Here is a 17,175-nt window from a genome sequence, read left to right as displayed (position 1 = left end):
CCTCCGGCTGTGAACACCGATTCAGCCTCCGGCTGAGACGATCTCGGCCATGTTGCGCTCGGCGAGGGCGGTGATGGTGAGCGACGGGTTCGACGCGCCCGCCGATCCGGGGAGCATCGATCCGTCGAGCGCGTAGAGGTTCCGGTAGCCCTTCACGCGGCCGAAGGAGTCCGACGCGCGACCGAGGGTCGCCCCGCCGCACATGTGACCCCACAGGACGTCGGGTTCGTAGACGACGGCCTCGACCGGGAAATCGGCGTGCGCCGCGAGCTTGTGTCCGATGCGCAGGCAGTTGTCGTCGACGCGGCTGTTGCCGTTGCCCGGCCAGTCGAGGATCACGCGATCGTTCTTCGCGTGGTATTCGAACGTCCCGCGGGTCGGGTCGATGGAGGTGATCCCGGCCTTGAACACCGACGTGTTGGCCTGCGCCAGAACCGGATCGAGGGGGCCCAGGCCGTTCGAGCCGTTCACGACGACGCGGGCGAGCGGACCGGAGGTGTCGTAGAAGGCGACGGTGCCGACCGCCGACTGGGGACCCTTCTTGCTGCGGCCGACGCCGACGTCGATGTTGCCGTTGCCGTTGTTGCCCCAGCCGGCACCGATGTACTCGTTCAGGTTCGGCAGGGTGCCGGTGTCGCGGGCCTTCACCAGCAGACGGTTGGTGCCCAGCGAGCCCGCGGCGAGCACCAGACGGTCGGTGGTCAGCGTGCGGCGCGACAGGACGTCGCCGTAGGGGCTGACGTAGTCGACCTCGAGGACGTAGCGCCCCGACCGCTCCACGTGGATCCCCTGCACCACGTGGCGCGGGTGGATGGTCGCCTTCCCGGTCGCCTCGGCGCGTGGGAGGTAACTGAAGGCCAGCGAGTTCAGCGATCGGTTGGAGTTGTAGGCGGCGCCGGTGATCGTCTGCGGTGCGGCACGACCGGCGATCTCGTCGCGCACGACGTCCCAGTTCCAGTTGCCCTCGGCCTTGTAGGTCGAGTAGCCGGCCGCCTTCGCGACCCGTTCGAAGTCACGCCCGTTGTCGAAGTGGCGGTCGGCGTAGATGTCGTCGGGAACGACCGTCGCCCCGAGACCTGCCATCGCCTTCGGGTACCAGAGGCGGCTCATCTCGTCGTGGTCGACCAGACCGCGGAAGACCGCGTCGAAGCCCTCGCGCCGCGAGGCGACGGTGATGCCGATGTAGATGTTCGATCCACCGCCGACGGCGGCCGCGCAGATCAGGCCCGCGTTGTGGTGCCAGCTGATCTCGGCGAGACCACCGAAGTCGTCGATCCCGGTCATCGCGCCGATCGCCTGGCCGTAGGCCGGGATGGTGAGGGTCGACGGACCCTTCGGGCCCAGCGAGTCGTCGGCGAGTGACTGTGGCGCGTGCCAGTACTGACGGCCGTCGGCGCCGAAGATCTCACGCCGCGGGTCGTGCGGCCACCGGCTGCCACGCTCGAGGACGGTGGTCTGGATCCCCGCCTGCGCCAGACGCAGTGCACTCACCGCGCCGCCGAAACCCGACCCGATGACGATGGCCTCGGAGTGCTGCCGCGGCGCGGGAACCGGGCGGAAGATCTCCGGGACCAGCTTCTCGTAGCGTCCGTACCGGCGGGGCGCCGCCGAGGCGGGACCTGCGAGTGACGTCGCGAGCGACGGGACACCCGCCGCCGCCATCGACGCAGCGGACAGCTTCATGAACGAGCGGCGATCCATAACCGATTCCCCCCACAGGAATGTCTGTTCGCCGCAGTCCCCCCGGGCGAAACCGTTCGGAGCCGGTGCGACCTGGATCTCACCGCTCCACTGCCGCCAACTCGGCGTACAGCATTTGACACCCTACCGTCTCGATCACCGATCCGCGGACGGTGGGAGCGATAGTGTCCCGGAGGTGACCGGTGTGTCCCTTTCGGGGAACGCTCGTCACTTGTCCGGGTCCGTCGGCGAACGGGATTGCTCATGAGTACGTGGCGTCGTTTCCTCTCGCTCCTGATGGTGGGCGGTGTGGCCGCGGGGATGTTCCTCGCCGTTCCGCCGGCCGCTGTCGCCGCGCCGTCGTCCGGAACCGCTGTCGCGCAGCTCGGTTCGGACTTCCGCTTCGGGGTGGCCTCATCGGGTTTCCAGTCCGAGGGCGTCAACCGTGATTCCAACTGGACGCGGTACGGAGCGCGCGGGCAGGTCGCCGAGCCGGTCGGCAACGCCGTCGACTTCTTCCATCGGTACCCCGAGGACATCGCCCACGCCCGGGCGCTGGGGGTGGCCGTCTACCGAGTGTCGGTCGAATGGTCGAGGGTGGAACCCGCGCCGGGCCGCGACGATCCGGCCGCGTGGGCGTTCTACGACAGGGTGATCGGCGGGATCGTGGCCGCCGGGATGACCCCCATGATCACCCTGAACCACTGGGTCCACCCGGGGTGGGAGGTCGACCGGGGCGGGTGGAACCGGCCGGGGATGGCCGACGACCTGATCGGGTTCGCGACGAAAGTGGTCGATCGCTACGCCTGGGCCCGCCCGTCGTGGGTGACGTTCAACGAACCGACCGAGTACGTCCGCCGCGAACTCACCTTCGGCGGCCTCCGCCCGCAGAACGTGAACCGGATGGTCGACGGCATCGTGCGCGCACACCGCACGCTCTACGCCCACATCCATGCCGTGCAGCCCGAGGCGCAGGTCACCTCGAACCTGGCCTACTTCCCGATCCCCGGTGTGCAGGCCTTCCTCGAAGGACTGTTCCCGAGGCGGATGGCGGGCGCGCTCGACGTGATCGGCGTCGACCAGTACTACTCGGTCTCGTTGCTCGATGTCAGCGCCGCCGCGAGCGCGACCGGCGACTTCGCACGCAGTAGCCAGGCGCCCGAAGCGATCTACTACGTCCTACGGCATGTCGCCCGCGAGTTCCCCGGGGTGCCGGTGTACGTGGTGGAGAACGGTCTCGCCACCGACGGCGCCGGGCGCCGCCCCGACGGGTACCGCCGGGCCGATCACCTGCGCGACACCGTGTACTGGATACAACGTGCGGTCGCCGACGGTGTCGACGTCGTCGGGTACAACTACTGGAGTCTCACCGACAACTACGAATGGGGCGACTACACAGCTCATTTCGGCCTCTACACCGTCGACGTCGCCGGTGACCCGTCACTGACCCGCAGGCCGACCCCGGCGGTCGCCGCCTACCGGCAGATCATCGCCGATCGTGGCGTGCCCGCGGGATACCGGCCGACGCGCGCACCGGTGCTGTGCTCTTTCGTCGACGTACCCGACAGCTGCGCGCATCCCGCCGTGGTGCGCTGAGGCTCAGCGCACCTGTCGGACAGCACCTTTGTCGGCCGAGGTCGCCATGGCGGCGTACGCACGCAGCGCGGTGGTGACCTTGCGCTCGCGTTCGGCCCTGGGCTGCCACGGACGCTCGGAGGCCTCCATCTTGGCCCGCCGTTCGAGCAGGACGTCGTCGTCGACGAGGACCTTGAGCGCACGGGTCTTGACGTCGATCAGGATGGGGTCACCGTCCTCGATGAGGCCGATGACGCCGCCGGCCGCGGCCTCGGGGGACACGTGACCCACCGACAGCCCCGACGAGCCGCCGGAGAATCGACCGTCGGTGACCAGGGCACATTTCTTGCCCATGCCCGTGCCCTTCATGAACGCGGTGGGGTGCAGCATCTCCTGCATCCCGGGGCCTCCGGCGGGTCCCTCGTAGCGGACGACGAGGACCTCGCCGGCCTGGATGGTCTTGCTCAGGATCACCTGCACGGCCTCGTCCTGGCTCTCCACGACCCGGGCGGGTCCCTCGAAGTGCCACAGCTCCTCGTCGATGCCCGCGGTCTTGAGCACCGCGCCGTCGGCGGCGACGTTGCCGGTGAGCACGCACAGGCCGCCCTCGGCGGTGTAGGCGTGCTCGAGATCGCGGATGCATCCGCCCGCGGCGTCGGTGTCGAGCGAACTCCACCGATTGTTCGTGGAGAACGGCGTGGTGGTGCGGACGCCGCCCGGGGCCGCGTGGAACAACTCGATCGCCTCGTCGGTGGCGGTGCCACCGCGGATGTCCCAGTCGTCGAGGAAGGACGCCATCGTCGGCGAATGCACCGTGGACGTGGTGTCGTCGAGGAGCCCCGCCCGGCGCAGTTCGCCCAGGATGGCGGGGATTCCGCCGGCCCGGTGCACGTCCTCCATGTGGTAGTCGGAGTTGGGGGAGACCTTGGCCAGGCACGCGACCCGGCGGCTGATGTCGTCGATCACCGACAGATCGAAATCGGCGACCTCGCCCTCCTGCGCTGCGGCGAGGACGTGGAGCACCGTGTTCGTCGATCCGCCCATGGCGACGTCGAGCGCCATGGCGTTGCCGAACGCCGCCGTGGTGGCGATGCTGCGGGGGAGCACCGAGGAATCGTCGTCGCGGTAGAACTTCGTCGCGGCCTCGACGATCACGGTGCCGGCACGGCTGAACAGCGCGCGGCGTGCCTCGTGCGTGGCCAACGTGGAACCGTTGCCCGGCAACGCGAGTCCGAGCGCCTCGGTCAGGCAGTTCATCGAGTTGGCGGTGAACATGCCCGAGCACGATCCGCACGTGGGGCACGCGGCCTCTTCGACGGCCTTGAGCGCCTCGTCGTCGACGGCGTCGTTCGCCGAGGCCGAGATGGTGGTGATCAGATCCGACGACGGGTGCACGACACCGCCCACCGACACCGCCTTGCCGGCCTCCATCGGTCCGCCGGAGACGAAGACCGTCGGCACGTTCAACCGCATGGCGGCGTTGAGCATGCCGGGAGTGATCTTGTCGCAGTTGGAGATACAGACCAGTGCGTCCGCGGTGTGCGCGTTCACCATGTACTCGACGGAGTCGGAGATGATCTCGCGGCTGGGCAGCGAGTACAGCATGCCGTCGTGGCCCATCGCGATGCCGTCGTCGACGGCGATGGTGTGGAACTCGCGCGGCACGCCGCCCGCGGCGCGGACCGCGTCGGCCACGATCTCGCCGACGTCCTTGAGATGCACGTGTCCGGGCACGAACTGGGTATAGGAGTTGGCGATCGCGACGATCGGCTTCCCGAAGTCGTCGTCGGTCATCCCGGTGGCGCGCCACAGGGAGCGTGCGCCGGAGGCGTTGCGTCCGTGAGTGGTGGTGCGTGATCTCAACGGCGGCATGGTGGGACCTCGGTTCGATCGTGGGCGAGCAGGTGCGGGCGGACCCGTGGGCGGGCCTCGCGCGCAGAACAGCCTACGCGCCGTCGCGTGCGGCGTACGGGTCCGGGATCCGGCCCGAGCTGGCCGCGGACAACCGCGGCAGATCCCGGAACGAGATCGCGGGCAGGCGCATTCGCGAGGAGTCGGTCAGCACGGCACGCACCGATCCCCACCGGGGGAACGACAGGCCGTCGAGCTGATCCCAGGTGATCTCCCGTGCGCGGAGAGCGCCGACCGCACGCAGTCCGCTCTCGGTGACCACGGTGCGCAGGCGGAACATCCACACCGCGACGAGGACGGGGACGACGAGCGTCCACCCGAGGTAGGCCAGGGAGGTGCCCGCGAGCACCACCGCGCTGATCATCATCATCACCGGCGCGAAGTAGGCCATCGGCGCGATGCGGAACTGCAGCGGCAGCGTCACGGTGTCCCGTTCGCTGGGACGGCTGGGGGTGGCGTCGTCGGCGACGGTCACCGGCTGGTCGGTGACGGTCTCGCTCTCGCCCTGGTCGGGCCGGTCGTTCTCGGGCACCACGTCATTGTGGCATCCGCGCATGTCGATCCCACTATCTGGGACCGCCTCGAGGGCAAGTTGACTGCCGCGCAGGTCGCGACCTACCTTTGCAGGCGTGATGCACAACGACATTCTCGTACTCGGCCGGCGCGTCAACGCCTGACCGGGATCTCCCGAGACCTCGAACCAAGCATCGACGCGCCACCCTCGACCAGCTGAGAGCTGTCGGGGGTTTTTTGTTGTCCGACTCCATCTCGACCAAGCAGAGGAAAGTGCAGTGAGCGCACCAGCAGCACGTTCCCAGGACGGCGTCTCCCCCTCCGGGGACACCGGGCCCGGGACTCGCGTGGCTCCCACCCCCTTGTCGGCCCGGCCCCGCACCGTCGGTGCCGCGACCGTCGCACCCGAACGTGTCAGCGGCGCCAAGGCCGTGGTGCGTTCCCTCGAGGAACTCGGCGTCGACGTGGTGTTCGGCCTGCCCGGTGGCGCTGTCCTACCCGTCTACGACCCGCTGCTCGACTCGACGAAGGTCCGCCACGTCCTCGTCCGCCACGAGCAGGGAGCCGGACACGCCGCGACCGGATACGCCCAGGTCACCGGCCGTGCCGGCGTCTGCATCGCGACGTCGGGTCCCGGTGCCACCAACCTCATCACGCCGCTCGCCGACGCCCAGATGGACTCGGTGCCCGTCGTCGCGATCACCGGTCAGGTGGGTCGCTCGTTGATCGGGACCGACGCCTTCCAGGAGGCCGACATCACCGGCATCACGATGCCGGTCACCAAGCACAACTTCCTCGTCACCTCCGGCGCCGACATCGCCAAGACCATGGCCGAGGCGTTCTACCTCGCCGAGAGCGGTCGTCCCGGTGCGGTCCTCGTCGACATCCCCAAGGACGTCCTGCAGGCGCAGACCACCTTCTCGTGGCCGCCGCAGATCGACCTGCCCGGATACCGGCCGGTCACCAAGCCGCACGGCAAGCAGGTCCGTGAGGCCGCCCGCATGATCGCGGCGGCCAAGCACCCGGTCCTCTATGTCGGCGGTGGCGTGATCAAGGCCGACGCGTCGGAGGAACTGCTGACGCTCGCGGAGATGACGGGTATCCCGGTCGTCACCACGCTGATGGCCCGGGGCGCGTTCCCCGACAGCCACAACCTGCACCTGGGCATGCCCGGCATGCACGGCACCGTCGCGGCGGTGGCCGGTCTGCAGCGCAGCGACCTGCTGATCACCCTCGGTGCGCGGTTCGACGACCGCGTCACCGGTCAGCTCGACTCGTTCGCGCCCGACGCGAAGGTCATCCACGCCGACATCGATCCCGCCGAGATCGGCAAGAACCGGTTCGCCGACGTGCCGATCGTCGGTGACTGCCGCGCGGTCATCAGTGAACTGATCGAGGCGATCCGCGACGAGCAGGTCACCAGCAACGGCGCCGCCGACCTCACCGAGTGGTGGAGCTACCTCGACGGCATCCGTCGGACCTATCCGCTGAGCTACGACCGACCCGCCGACGGATCGATGTCGCCGGAGTTCGTCATCTCCTCGGTCGGCAAGGCCGCCGGGCCCGACGCGGTCTACTGCGCAGGCGTCGGCCAGCACCAGATGTGGGCCGCGCAGTTCATCTCCTACGAGAAGCCGCGCACGTGGCTCAACTCCGGCGGGCTGGGCACCATGGGTTACGCGGTGCCCGCCGCGATGGGCGCCAAGATGGCCGCACCGGAGAAAGAGGTGTGGGCGGTCGACGGTGACGGGTGCTTCCAGATGACCAACCAGGAGTTGGCGACCTGCGCGATCGAGGGCATCCCCATCAAGGTCGCGCTGATCAACAACGGCAACCTGGGCATGGTCCGTCAGTGGCAGACCCTGTTCTACGACCAGCGCTACTCGAGCACCGATCTCGCCACCCACTCCCGTCGCATCCCCGACTTCGTGAAGCTGGCGGAGGCGTTGGGCTGTGCGGCATTCCGGTGCGAGAACGAGGCCGACGTCGACGACATCATCGCCCAGGCGCGGGCCATCAACGACCGTCCCGTGGTCATCGACTTCATCGTCGGTGCCGACGCGCAGGTGTGGCCGATGGTGGCCGCCGGTACCGGCAACGACGAGATCATGGCGGCCAAGGGAATCCGCCCGTTGTTCGACGACGACGAGTCCGCCTCGGAGTCGATCGACGTCAACGCCGTCGCCGACCCGGCCACCCCGACCACCGGGGGAGCCCGCACGAAGTCCGGAGGAGAGTCGCTGTGAGGACCACCCACACCCTGAGCGTGCTCGTCGAGGACCGTCCCGGTGTTCTCGCGCGCGTCTCGTCGCTGTTCTCGCGTCGCGGCTTCAACATCGAGTCACTCGCCGTCGGACCGACCGAGCTCAAGGGGATCTCGCGGATGACCATCCTGGTCTCCGTCGAGGACTTCCCGCTCGAGCAGGTGACCAAGCAGCTCAACAAGCTGATCAACGTCATCAAGATCGTCGAGCAGGATCCCGACACGTCGGTGTCGCGGGAGCTGATGATGATCAAGGTGCGCGCGGATTCCTCGAGCCGTGCCGACGTCATCGGCGTCGTGGATCTGTTCCGCGCCAAGGTGATCGACGTGTCGACCGAATCGGTGACCATCGAGGCCACCGGCACGTCGGACAAGCTCGAGGCGCTGCTGCGGATGCTCGACCCGTACGGTATCCGCGAGATCGCCCAGTCGGGCGCGGTCGCGCTCGGCCGAGGACCCAAGAGCATCTCGGCCACGCGCTGAGTTTCTCGACCGTGCGGTGACACCGCACGGCACAACCGAACGAGCATCGGTAGGCGATGCCGATCGAAACCGAAGGGAAGTTTTCAGTGGCAGTCGAGATGTTCTACGACGATGACGCCGACCTGTCGATCATCCAGGGCCGCAAGGTCGCTGTGATCGGATACGGCAGCCAGGGACACGCGCACTCGCTGAGCCTGCGTGACTCGGGCGTCGACGTGGCGATCGGTCTCCGCGAGGACAGCAAGTCCCGCGACAAGGCCTCCGAGCAGGGTCTCAAGGTGATGACCGCGGCCGAGGCGGCCAAGTGGGCCGACGTCATCATGCTGCTGGCGCCCGACACCTCGCAGGCGAAGATCTTCACCGACGACATCGCCCCGAACCTCGTCGACGGCAACGCGCTGTTCTTCGGTCACGGACTCAACATCCACTTCGACCTGATCAAGCCGGATGCCTCGATCACCGTGGCGATGGTGGCGCCGAAGGGCCCCGGTCACCTCGTGCGTCGTCAGTTCGTCGACGGCAAGGGCGTGCCCTGCCTCATCGCGGTCGACCAGGACCCGAAGGGCGAGGGCGAGGCCCTCGCGCTTAGCTACGCCGCGGCCATCGGTGGCGCGCGCGCCGGCGTCATCAAGACCACCTTTAAGGAGGAGACCGAGACCGACCTCTTCGGTGAGCAGGCCGTGCTCTGCGGCGGCACCGAGGAGCTCGTCAAGACCGGCTTCGAGGTCATGGTGGAGGCCGGATACGCCCCCGAGATGGCCTACTTCGAGGTGCTCCACGAGCTCAAGCTCATCGTCGACCTCATGTACGAGGGTGGCATCGCCCGCATGAACTACTCGGTGTCGGACACCGCGGAGTTCGGTGGGTACCTCTCGGGCCCGCGCGTCATCGACGACGGCACCAAGGACCGTATGCGCGGGATCCTCAAGGACATCCAGGACGGCACATTCGTCAAGCGCCTCGTCGCCAACGTCGAGAACGGCAATTCGGAGCTCGAGAACCTGCGCCAGCGCAACGCCGAGCACCCCATCGAGGTGACCGGCAAGAAGCTGCGCGACCTCATGAGCTGGGTCGACCGGCCGATCACCGAGACCGCCTGATCCACCTGCTCCACGAAGGCCCCCATTCCCGAACGGGAGTGGGGGCCTTCGCCGTTCCCGCAGTTGGGCACGTAACGACCGCAGTTGGGCACCAAGCGACCGCAGTTGGGCACGTAACGACCGCAGTTGAGCACCTAGCGACCGCAGTTGAGCACCAGTCCGGCTCGGGCCCGACGGGACGTGCCCAACTGGCGGCTTTACGTGCCCAACCGGTGGCCTTACGTGCCCAACCGGCGGAGATGACGAAGGCCCCCAACGGATGTCCGTCGGGGGCCTCGGTCGGTCTGTCACCCCTAGCGGGGCGGGTCAGGTCAGATCGGTCGGTAGTTGTTCACGCCCGACCGCGCCATGGCGTTGAGGATGGGGCCGATGTTCGAGCCGGTCTCGGGTCCGATGCAGGCGGTGAAGTAGTAGGCGTTGACCATGCCGATGAGGCGGTCACCGACGACGACGGGGCTGCCCGAGTCACCCTCGGCGACGCACACGGCGCTGAAGTGCGACTGGTTGTCGGAGAAGAACGTCACACCGCAGGTGCGGCCGGTGGTGCGACCGGTCTTGCACAGCACCGACGGGAACTGGGGGGCCGCGGTCGAGATCGACCGGATGGTGACACCGCCGACCGAGCGCAGGGGGACGACGCGGTTGGCGTCGAACTGGATCACGTCGAAGTCGAGCGGGGTGTTCGAGACGATGATCCGGCCGGCCTGTCCTCGACTCGGGAAGGCCTCGGAGTAGACGGGCTGCCCGACGGTGCCGCAGTGGCCGGCGGTGAGACCGACGAGGCGTCCGGCGGAGTCGCGTCCGATGGTGGTCAGCGTGCAGGCGGCACCGTCGTTGCCGCCCTTGAGGATGACGATGCCCGAGCCGCCGCCGAGGAAGATGTCGGGCTTGGCCGAGGCGGTGCCGGCACCGGCGACCATCAACATCGTCGCTGCTGCCGCGACCGCGAGCAGGGCCGCCAGTTTCTTCACCATTGGTACTCCAGTTCCTCAGTTCGCCCGGTCCGTGGACCGACGCCGATCCGTGGCCGTCGCCGACCAGACCCCACCGATGCACTCGAGTAATCCCGAGCCAAGCGCAATGTATCCGTAACGCCTGTCACACCGCCACTCCGTGACACCCGTACAGGGCGTGGACTCCGGTGTTTTGCCGGTTGCACAGCCCTCTAAGCTGATCGCTGAAGTCGTTCCCGACCACACAGGAGATATCTCGCGTGAGTACAACCGGTCGTCCGATCGTCGTGATCGCCGACAAGCTCGCACCGTCCACCGTCGAGGCACTCGGGGATGACGTGGAGGTGCGGTGGGTCGACGGCCCGGACCGTCCGAAGCTGCTCGAGGCGGTGACCGACGCCGACGCCATCCTGGTGCGCTCGGCCACCACCATCGACGCCGAGGTACTCGCCGCGGCCCCGAAGGTGAAGATCATCGCCCGCGCCGGTGTCGGCCTCGACAACGTCGATGTACCTGCGGCAACGGAGCGCGGGGTGATGGTGGTCAACGCGCCCACCTCCAACATCCACACCGCCGCCGAGCACGCGATCAGCCTCATGTTCGCCGTCGCCCGTCAGATCCCCGCGGCCGACGCGACGCTGCGCGAGCACCAGTGGAAGCGGTCGAGCTTCAACGGCGTCGAGATCTTCGGCAAGACCATCGGTGTGGTCGGCCTGGGCCGTATCGGCCAGCTGGTCGCCGCCCGACTCGCCGCATTCGAGACCGAGATCATCGCCTACGACCCCTACGTGTCCCCCGCGCGCGCAGCACAATTGGGTATCGAATTGGTGTCGCTGGACGAATTGCTCTCCCGAGCCGATCTGTTCACCGTCCACCTGCCCAAGACGCCCGAGACGCTGGGCATGATCGGCACCGCCGAACTGGCCCGCACCAAGCCCGGTGTCATCGTCGTCAACGCCGCCCGCGGCGGCCTGATCGACGAGGCCGCACTGGCCGAGGCCATCAAGTCCGGCCACGTACGCGGCGCCGGGCTCGACGTGTTCGCCACCGAGCCGTGCACCGACAGCCCGCTGTTCGAGCTCCCCGAGGTCGTCGTGACCCCGCACCTGGGTGCCTCCACCTCCGAGGCCCAGGACCGCGCAGGCACCGACGTCGCCAAGAGCGTGCGCCTGGCGCTCGCCGGTCACTTCGTGCCCGACGCGGTCAACATCACCGGCGGTGCCGTCGACGAAGTCGTAGCGCCGTGGTTGGAGCTCTCCCGCAAGCTCGGCGTGCTCGTCGGCGCCATCTCGGGCCAGGTGCCCACGGCCATCACCGTCGACGTGCGCGGTGAGCTCGCCGCGAGCTCGGTCGACATCCTCGGCCTGTCGGCGCTGCGCGGATTGTTCTCGGCGGTGCTCGAGGACCCGATCACCTTCGTCAACGCTCCCGGTGTCGCCGCTGACCGCGGCGTGACCAGCGAGGTCACCACCGCGACCGAGAGCCCGAACCACCGCAGCCTCGTCGACCTGAAGGCCGTGTTCGGTGACGGTTCCACGGTCAACGTCGCCGGCACGCTCAGCGGGCCCAGCGAGGTCGAGAAGATCGTCAACATCAACGGACGCAACTTTGATCTGCGCGCCGAGGGCCGCAACCTAGTCGTGAGCTACGGCGACCAGCCCGGCTCTCTGGGCAAGATCGGCACGTTGCTCGGCAACGCCGGCATCGACATCGCCGCCGCAGGCCTGTCGCAGGACGCCGACGGCAAGGGCGCGACCGTGCTCCTGCGCGTCGACCGTGAGATCCCGTCCGATGTCGTCTCCGCCATCGGTGAATCGGTGTCGGCCACCCTCATCGAGCAGGTGGACCTGTCGTGAAGCTCGCCGTTATCGCCGGCGACGGGATCGGCCCCGAGGTCGTCGGCGAGGCGTTGACCGTCCTCGAGGCCGTGGTCGACGGGGTGTCGACGACCGAGTACGACCTCGGCGCCCGCCGCTACCACCGCACCGGTGAACTGCTCACCGACGACGACCTCGCCTCGATCCGCTCCCACGACGCGATCCTGTTAGGTGCCATCGGCGATCCGTCGGTGCCGCCGGGCATCCTGGAGCGGGGTCTGCTGCTGACGATGCGTTTCGCACTCGACCACCACGTCAACCTGCGCCCGAGTCACCGCTACGACGGTGTCACCTCGCCGCTCGCAGGCGATCCCGACATCGACTTCGTGGTGGTGCGCGAGGGCACCGAGGGCCCGTACACCGGCAACGGTGGCGCCATCCGCGTGGGAACACCGCACGAGGTGGCCACCGAGGTCAGCGTCAACACCCGCTTCGGGATCGAACGCGTGGTCCGCCACGCGTTCGACCTCGCACGTACCCGCCGCAACCATCTGACGCTGGTCCACAAGACCAACGTGCTGTCGTTCGCCGGGTCGATGTGGCAGCGCACCGTCGACGAGGTCGGCGCCGAATACCCCGATGTGACCACCGATTACTGTCACGTCGACGCCGCGACCATCTACATGGTCACCAACCCGGCGCGGTTCGACGTCATCGTCACCGACAACCTGTTCGGCGACATCATCACCGACATCGCCGCGGCGGTCAGCGGCGGGATCGGTCTGGCGGCGTCGGGCAACATCGACGCCACGCGCACCAACCCGTCGATGTTCGAGCCGGTGCACGGCAGCGCGCCCGACATCGCCGGTCAGGGCAAGGCCGATCCGACCGCGGCCATCCTGTCGGTCGCGCTCCTGTTGCGCCACCTCGGTGACACGGGCGCCGCCGACCGGGTCGAGCAGGCGGTCGCCGCGGACCTCGCCACCCGCGGTGACACCGTGTCGTCGACGTCGGAGACCGCCGCCCGCATCCGTGCCCGCCTCTAGCGCAAGCACTCTCGACAACTGAGGAGCCGGGGCGATGCGGTACGGGCAACCGAGCGCGACGGCCTTCGGCGCGGCGCGACACCGCGCGGTGCACCAGGATCTCGACGGTGGTGTCGTGTTCAGCGATCCGCTCGCGTGGGCGATCCTGGGTGTCGACGACCGTGCGCGGATCGTCGAGTCCGCACGGGCTGGGTCGCGACACGGCCTGCGATGGTTCATCGCCGCGCGCCATCGATTCGCCGAGGCGCGGGCGCGCATCGCGACGACCCGCGGCGTCCGACAGGTCGTGGTCCTGGGCGCCGGCCTCGACACGTTCGCCTACCGGCAACCCGACCCGGCGGTCACGGTCTTCGAGGTCGACCATCCGGCGACGGGGGAGTGGAAGCGAGAACGACTGCGGCAGGCGGGGATCGCGATCCCGGCGTCGGTGCGCACGATCGGGGTGGACTTCGAGCGCGACGACCTGATCGCGGCGATGACCGCGGGCGGATTCGCACCCGACGATGCGGCCGTGGTCATGTGGCTCGGTGTCATGCCCTATCTCACGCCCTCTGCGGTCGCGACGACACTGAGGGCGTTCGGTGCCATGGCCGACTGCGAGATCGTCTTCGACTACAGCGCGCCCATCACCGATCCCGATGCCGCGGCGCTCGCCGCCGCGTCCGATCTGCGCGCACGCACCGCGAGTGTGGGTGAGCCACTGTCGGAACCGGTCGCCCCGGCCGAGCTCCACGGGGTGTTGCGCACCGCAGGGTTCACGGTGATCGACGATCTCGACCGGCCGGCGATCCGCCGCATCCTCGGGCTCGAACCGCTCGGCGGATCCGGTGGTGGCCACATCATCTCGGCCCGCACCGGTGAGGTCAGCGCGAAACGACCGTGACGCCAGCCTCTTTCGGTCGCGGTGCGGGATCACGCGGCACCAGCGGCAGGGCGACCAGCGGGGCGAGCGACATCACGGCGAACGCGAGCGGGAACCCCGCCGCACCGATGAGAGCGCCGAACACCGGTGTGGTGGCCGAGGTCGCGAGGAACTGACCGGTGTTCTGCACCGCCAACGCGCGACCGCTCCACGACGGTCCGGCGTACTCGGCGATACCGGTGAAGGCGAGACCGTTGTCGGCGACGGTGATCACCGTCGCGACCACCATGACCGCGGCGGCGACGGGACTCGACACCCAGTCGGTGAGGGCCAGAACGGCACTCGACACCGCGGCGCCCAGGGCGATGACGCGGATCGGTTTCATCCGCGATCCCCACACATCCGACCACCGACCCGCGGCGATCCGGCCGGCCGCGCCGAGCACCTGGCTGACGGTCACCAGCACGCCGGCCGTACCGGGCGCCCAGTGATGCGCGACGATCAGCCACGCGGGGACGAAGGTCCACAGCGTCGATTGCGGGATCACGAGCAGCACGCTCACCGCGTGCACGCGCGGCAGGAACGACGAGGCGCGATAAGGGTTGACGCCCGCACCGACGTCGGTCGCCGTACTCGTCCGGGGCGGATCGACGATCGTGACCGCCACCGCGACCAACCCCGCCAGTGACATCCCCACCGGGACCCACAGGCCTGCGGTCACGTCATGGGCCGCCGAGAGCACCGGGATGGTCAACGCGCACAGCCCGATTCCCAGTGGTTGCGCGGTCTGACGCACTCCCATCGCCGTTCCCCGGCCGCGAGGTGGGAACCAGCCGACGACGATCCGACCGCTCGCACCGTTCGTCGCGGCCGAGGCCATGCCGCCGATCAGGAGCCACGCCGCGAGCACCCCGCGGCCGAGATCGGTGGCTGACGACACCGCGGCGCCGGTGGTCGCGACGACGGTGAGGCCCAACGAGATCAGCAGGATCCTGCGTTCACCGAACCGATCGAGAGCCGCACCCCACGGGATGATCGTCAGCATCAGACCGATCGTGGGCACGGTGGCCAGCGTCGACGCCGCGGCGATCGACATCCCCTCGCCGGTGTGCAGTTCGGGGATGAGGAATCCGACACCGCTGACGGTGCAGGTCGTGGCCATCGCGCCGAGGATCGACGCGACGAGCATGGCCCACCTGCGGGTGGTCGACGGTTCGGTGTCCATCGTGATCGGCCTCCTCTGCTGCGACGATCGGCGTAGTTCTCAAAATGTGGGAAGTACTGCCCACATTCTAATACAGGCGATGCGTCGCCCGTGGGCCGGTCGGACGCGGGCGGTGGGATAGCCTGGTCGTCATGCGTCTAGGTCGAATCGCGAGTCCCGATGGTGTGGCATTCGTCTCCGTGGAGGGTGACGTCGAGGGCGGGGACGCCCGGTGCCGAGAGATCGCCGAACACCCTTTCGGTGTCCCCACCTTCACCGGACGATCCTGGCCACTGTCCGACGTGCGTCTGCTCGCACCGATCCTCGCCAGCAAGGTGGTCTGCATCGGCAAGAACTACGCGGCGCACGCCGCCGAGATGGGTGGGACCGCACCCGAGGACCCGGTGATCTTCATCAAACCGAACACCTCCATCATCGGTCCGCGGGTGGCCATCGCGCGTCCCGCGAGCTCGCAGCGCGTCGACTACGAGGGTGAGCTCGCGATCGTCATCGGACGTCCGTGTCGTGACGTGGCGGCCCGCGACGCCGCGGGGGCCATCCTCGGCTACACCGTGGCCAACGACGTCACCGCGCGCGATCAGCAGCAGGCCGACGGGCAGTGGACCCGCGGCAAGGGATACGACACCTTCTGTCCGCTCGGACCCTGGATCGAGACCGAACTCGACCCCGCCGACCTCGAGATCCGCACCGAACTCGACGGGAAGGTCGTGCAGCGCAGCCGTACGAGCCTGATGGTGCACGACATCGGTGCGATCGTGGAATGGATCTCGGCGGTCATGACGCTGCTGCCGGGCGACGTGATCCTCACCGGCACCCCGGAGGGCATCGGTCCGATGGTCGCCGGCCAGGAGGTCTCGGTCAGCGTCGAGGGGATCGGGACGCTCACCAACCCCGTCGCCGATCGGGGCTGAGCGTGCCACCGACTCCGCCGAGAACCGCTCGTGTGAACGGCATCTCGATCTCCTACGAGGACGCCGGCACCGGACCGGTGGTCGTGATGGTGATGGGGACCGGGAGCCCCGGGCGCGTGTGGAAGGCCCACCAGCAACCCGCGCTCATCCGGGCCGGCCATCGGGTCATCACCTTCGACAACCGCGGGATAGCCCCGTCGAGTGAGTGTGCCGAGGGATTCACCCTCGACGACATGGTCGCCGACACCGCCGCGCTCATCGAACACCTCGGTGTCGGGCCCGTCGCGGTGATCGGCACGTCGCTCGGCGCGCGCATCGTGCAGGAACTCGCCCTCGCGCGGCCCGATCTCGTCCGATGCGCGGCCATGATCGCGACCTACGGACGCAGCGGGACGATGCAGACCGCGATCTCCGCCGGCGAGCGTGAACTGATCGACCGCGACATCACCCTGCCCGACGCCTATCACGCCGCGATCACCGCGCATCTGAACCTCTCGCCGCACACCCTCGTCGACGACGCGCAGGCCCGCGACTGGCTCGACATCATCGAGTTCTCCGGGCAGGCGCGCAGTCCCGGAGTGCGGGCGCAGCTGCAGCTCCACGACGGCGAGGCCGACCGTCTCGAGGCCTACCGCGCTGTCCGGTGTCCGGTGTTGGTCATCGGGTTCGCCGACGATCGCACCCTGCCGCCGCATCTCGCCCGCGAGGTCGCCGACGCGATCGACGGGTCGGAGTACCAGGAGGTCGCCCGGGCGGGCCACTACGGATATCTCGAGCAGCCCGACGAGGTGAACCGGCTGCTGATCGACTTCCTGGGGCGGGCGCTAGCCTAGCGA

14 protein-coding genes are annotated in these 17,175 nt (G+C 68.7%); 9 read left to right on the top strand and 5 right to left on the bottom strand.

Annotated features, from left to right (window positions below; translation table 11 throughout):
* Positions 1-21: 21 nt before the first annotated feature.
* Positions 22-1,683, bottom strand: coding sequence for a GMC oxidoreductase (locus ASG12_RS13430; RefSeq protein ID WP_082502017.1), 1,662 nt, complete (start codon positions 1,681-1,683; stop codon positions 22-24).
* 318 nt (positions 1,684-2,001) lie between these two features.
* Here ASG12_RS13430 and ASG12_RS13425 point away from each other — a divergent pair, with 318 nt between their 5' ends.
* Complete coding sequence (locus ASG12_RS13425) at positions 2,002-3,276, top strand: family 1 glycosylhydrolase (protein ID WP_055790944.1); 1,275 nt, start codon at positions 2,002-2,004, stop codon at positions 3,274-3,276.
* 3 nt (positions 3,277-3,279) lie between these two features.
* Here the strand turns inward: ASG12_RS13425 and ilvD are convergent, their stop codons facing one another.
* Complete coding sequence (gene ilvD / locus ASG12_RS13420; protein WP_055790272.1) at positions 3,280-5,127, bottom strand: dihydroxy-acid dehydratase; 1,848 nt, start codon at positions 5,125-5,127, stop codon at positions 3,280-3,282.
* 73 nt (positions 5,128-5,200) lie between these two features.
* A complete protein-coding gene (locus ASG12_RS13415; protein WP_235456796.1) occupies positions 5,201-5,698 on the bottom strand; it encodes a PH domain-containing protein in 498 nt (165 codons plus the stop codon).
* Positions 5,699-6,026: 328 nt separating this feature from the next.
* On the opposite strand from ASG12_RS13415, the gene ASG12_RS13410 reads away from it, so the two are divergent.
* From ASG12_RS13410 to ilvC, 3 genes are all read left to right on the top strand, one after another.
* A complete protein-coding gene (locus ASG12_RS13410; protein WP_408068752.1) occupies positions 6,027-7,925 on the top strand; it encodes an acetolactate synthase large subunit in 1,899 nt (632 codons plus the stop codon).
* Entirely contained in the window at positions 7,922-8,425 is a 504-nt protein-coding gene (ilvN, locus tag ASG12_RS13405; protein WP_045823234.1) for an acetolactate synthase small subunit, read from the top strand. The genes ASG12_RS13410 and ilvN overlap by 4 nt, the downstream gene beginning before the upstream one ends.
* Positions 8,426-8,523: 98 nt before the next feature.
* On the top strand, positions 8,524-9,525 hold the full coding sequence (gene ilvC / locus ASG12_RS13400; protein WP_200932790.1) for a ketol-acid reductoisomerase: 1,002 nt from the start codon (positions 8,524-8,526) through the stop codon (positions 9,523-9,525).
* 311 nt (positions 9,526-9,836) lie between these two features.
* On the opposite strand, the gene ASG12_RS13395 is transcribed toward ilvC, so the two are convergent.
* Positions 9,837-10,499, bottom strand: a complete 663-nt coding sequence (locus tag ASG12_RS13395) for a hypothetical protein (protein ID WP_055790269.1) — start codon at positions 10,497-10,499, stop codon at positions 9,837-9,839.
* Between the two features lie 239 nt (positions 10,500-10,738).
* Here ASG12_RS13395 and serA point away from each other — a divergent pair, with 239 nt between their 5' ends.
* Genes serA through ASG12_RS13380 form a run of 3 tightly spaced genes read left to right on the top strand, consistent with a single transcriptional unit; the run spans position 10,739 to position 14,224 of the window.
* Positions 10,739-12,334: a phosphoglycerate dehydrogenase gene (gene serA / locus ASG12_RS13390; RefSeq protein WP_055790267.1), complete on the top strand. Its 1,596-nt coding sequence runs from the start codon at positions 10,739-10,741 to the stop codon at positions 12,332-12,334.
* Positions 12,331-13,341: a 3-isopropylmalate dehydrogenase gene (locus tag ASG12_RS13385; protein ID WP_055790264.1), complete on the top strand. Its 1,011-nt coding sequence runs from the start codon at positions 12,331-12,333 to the stop codon at positions 13,339-13,341. The genes serA and ASG12_RS13385 overlap by 4 nt, the downstream gene beginning before the upstream one ends.
* Positions 13,342-13,375: 34 nt before the next feature.
* Positions 13,376-14,224: a class I SAM-dependent methyltransferase gene (locus ASG12_RS13380; protein WP_055790262.1), complete on the top strand. Its 849-nt coding sequence runs from the start codon at positions 13,376-13,378 to the stop codon at positions 14,222-14,224.
* On the opposite strand, the gene ASG12_RS13375 is transcribed toward ASG12_RS13380, so the two are convergent.
* Complete coding sequence (locus ASG12_RS13375) at positions 14,205-15,428, bottom strand: MFS transporter (RefSeq protein ID WP_055790259.1); 1,224 nt, start codon at positions 15,426-15,428, stop codon at positions 14,205-14,207. The genes ASG12_RS13380 and ASG12_RS13375 overlap by 20 nt on opposite strands.
* Positions 15,429-15,559: 131 nt before the next feature.
* On the opposite strand from ASG12_RS13375, the gene ASG12_RS13370 reads away from it, so the two are divergent.
* Positions 15,560-16,339, top strand: coding sequence for a fumarylacetoacetate hydrolase family protein (locus ASG12_RS13370; RefSeq protein WP_055790256.1), 780 nt, complete (start codon positions 15,560-15,562; stop codon positions 16,337-16,339).
* Between the two features lie 32 nt (positions 16,340-16,371).
* Entirely contained in the window at positions 16,372-17,172 is an 801-nt protein-coding gene (locus ASG12_RS13365; RefSeq protein WP_235456794.1) for an alpha/beta fold hydrolase, read from the top strand.
* Positions 17,173-17,175 lie beyond the last annotated feature (3 nt).

Source organism: Williamsia sp. Leaf354 (assembly GCF_001424365.1).
Lineage (GTDB): Bacteria > Actinomycetota > Actinomycetes > Mycobacteriales > Mycobacteriaceae > Williamsia_A.
The sequence above is the reverse complement of the archived record's forward strand: the minus strand, read 5'-3'. Positions and strand labels throughout refer to the sequence as shown.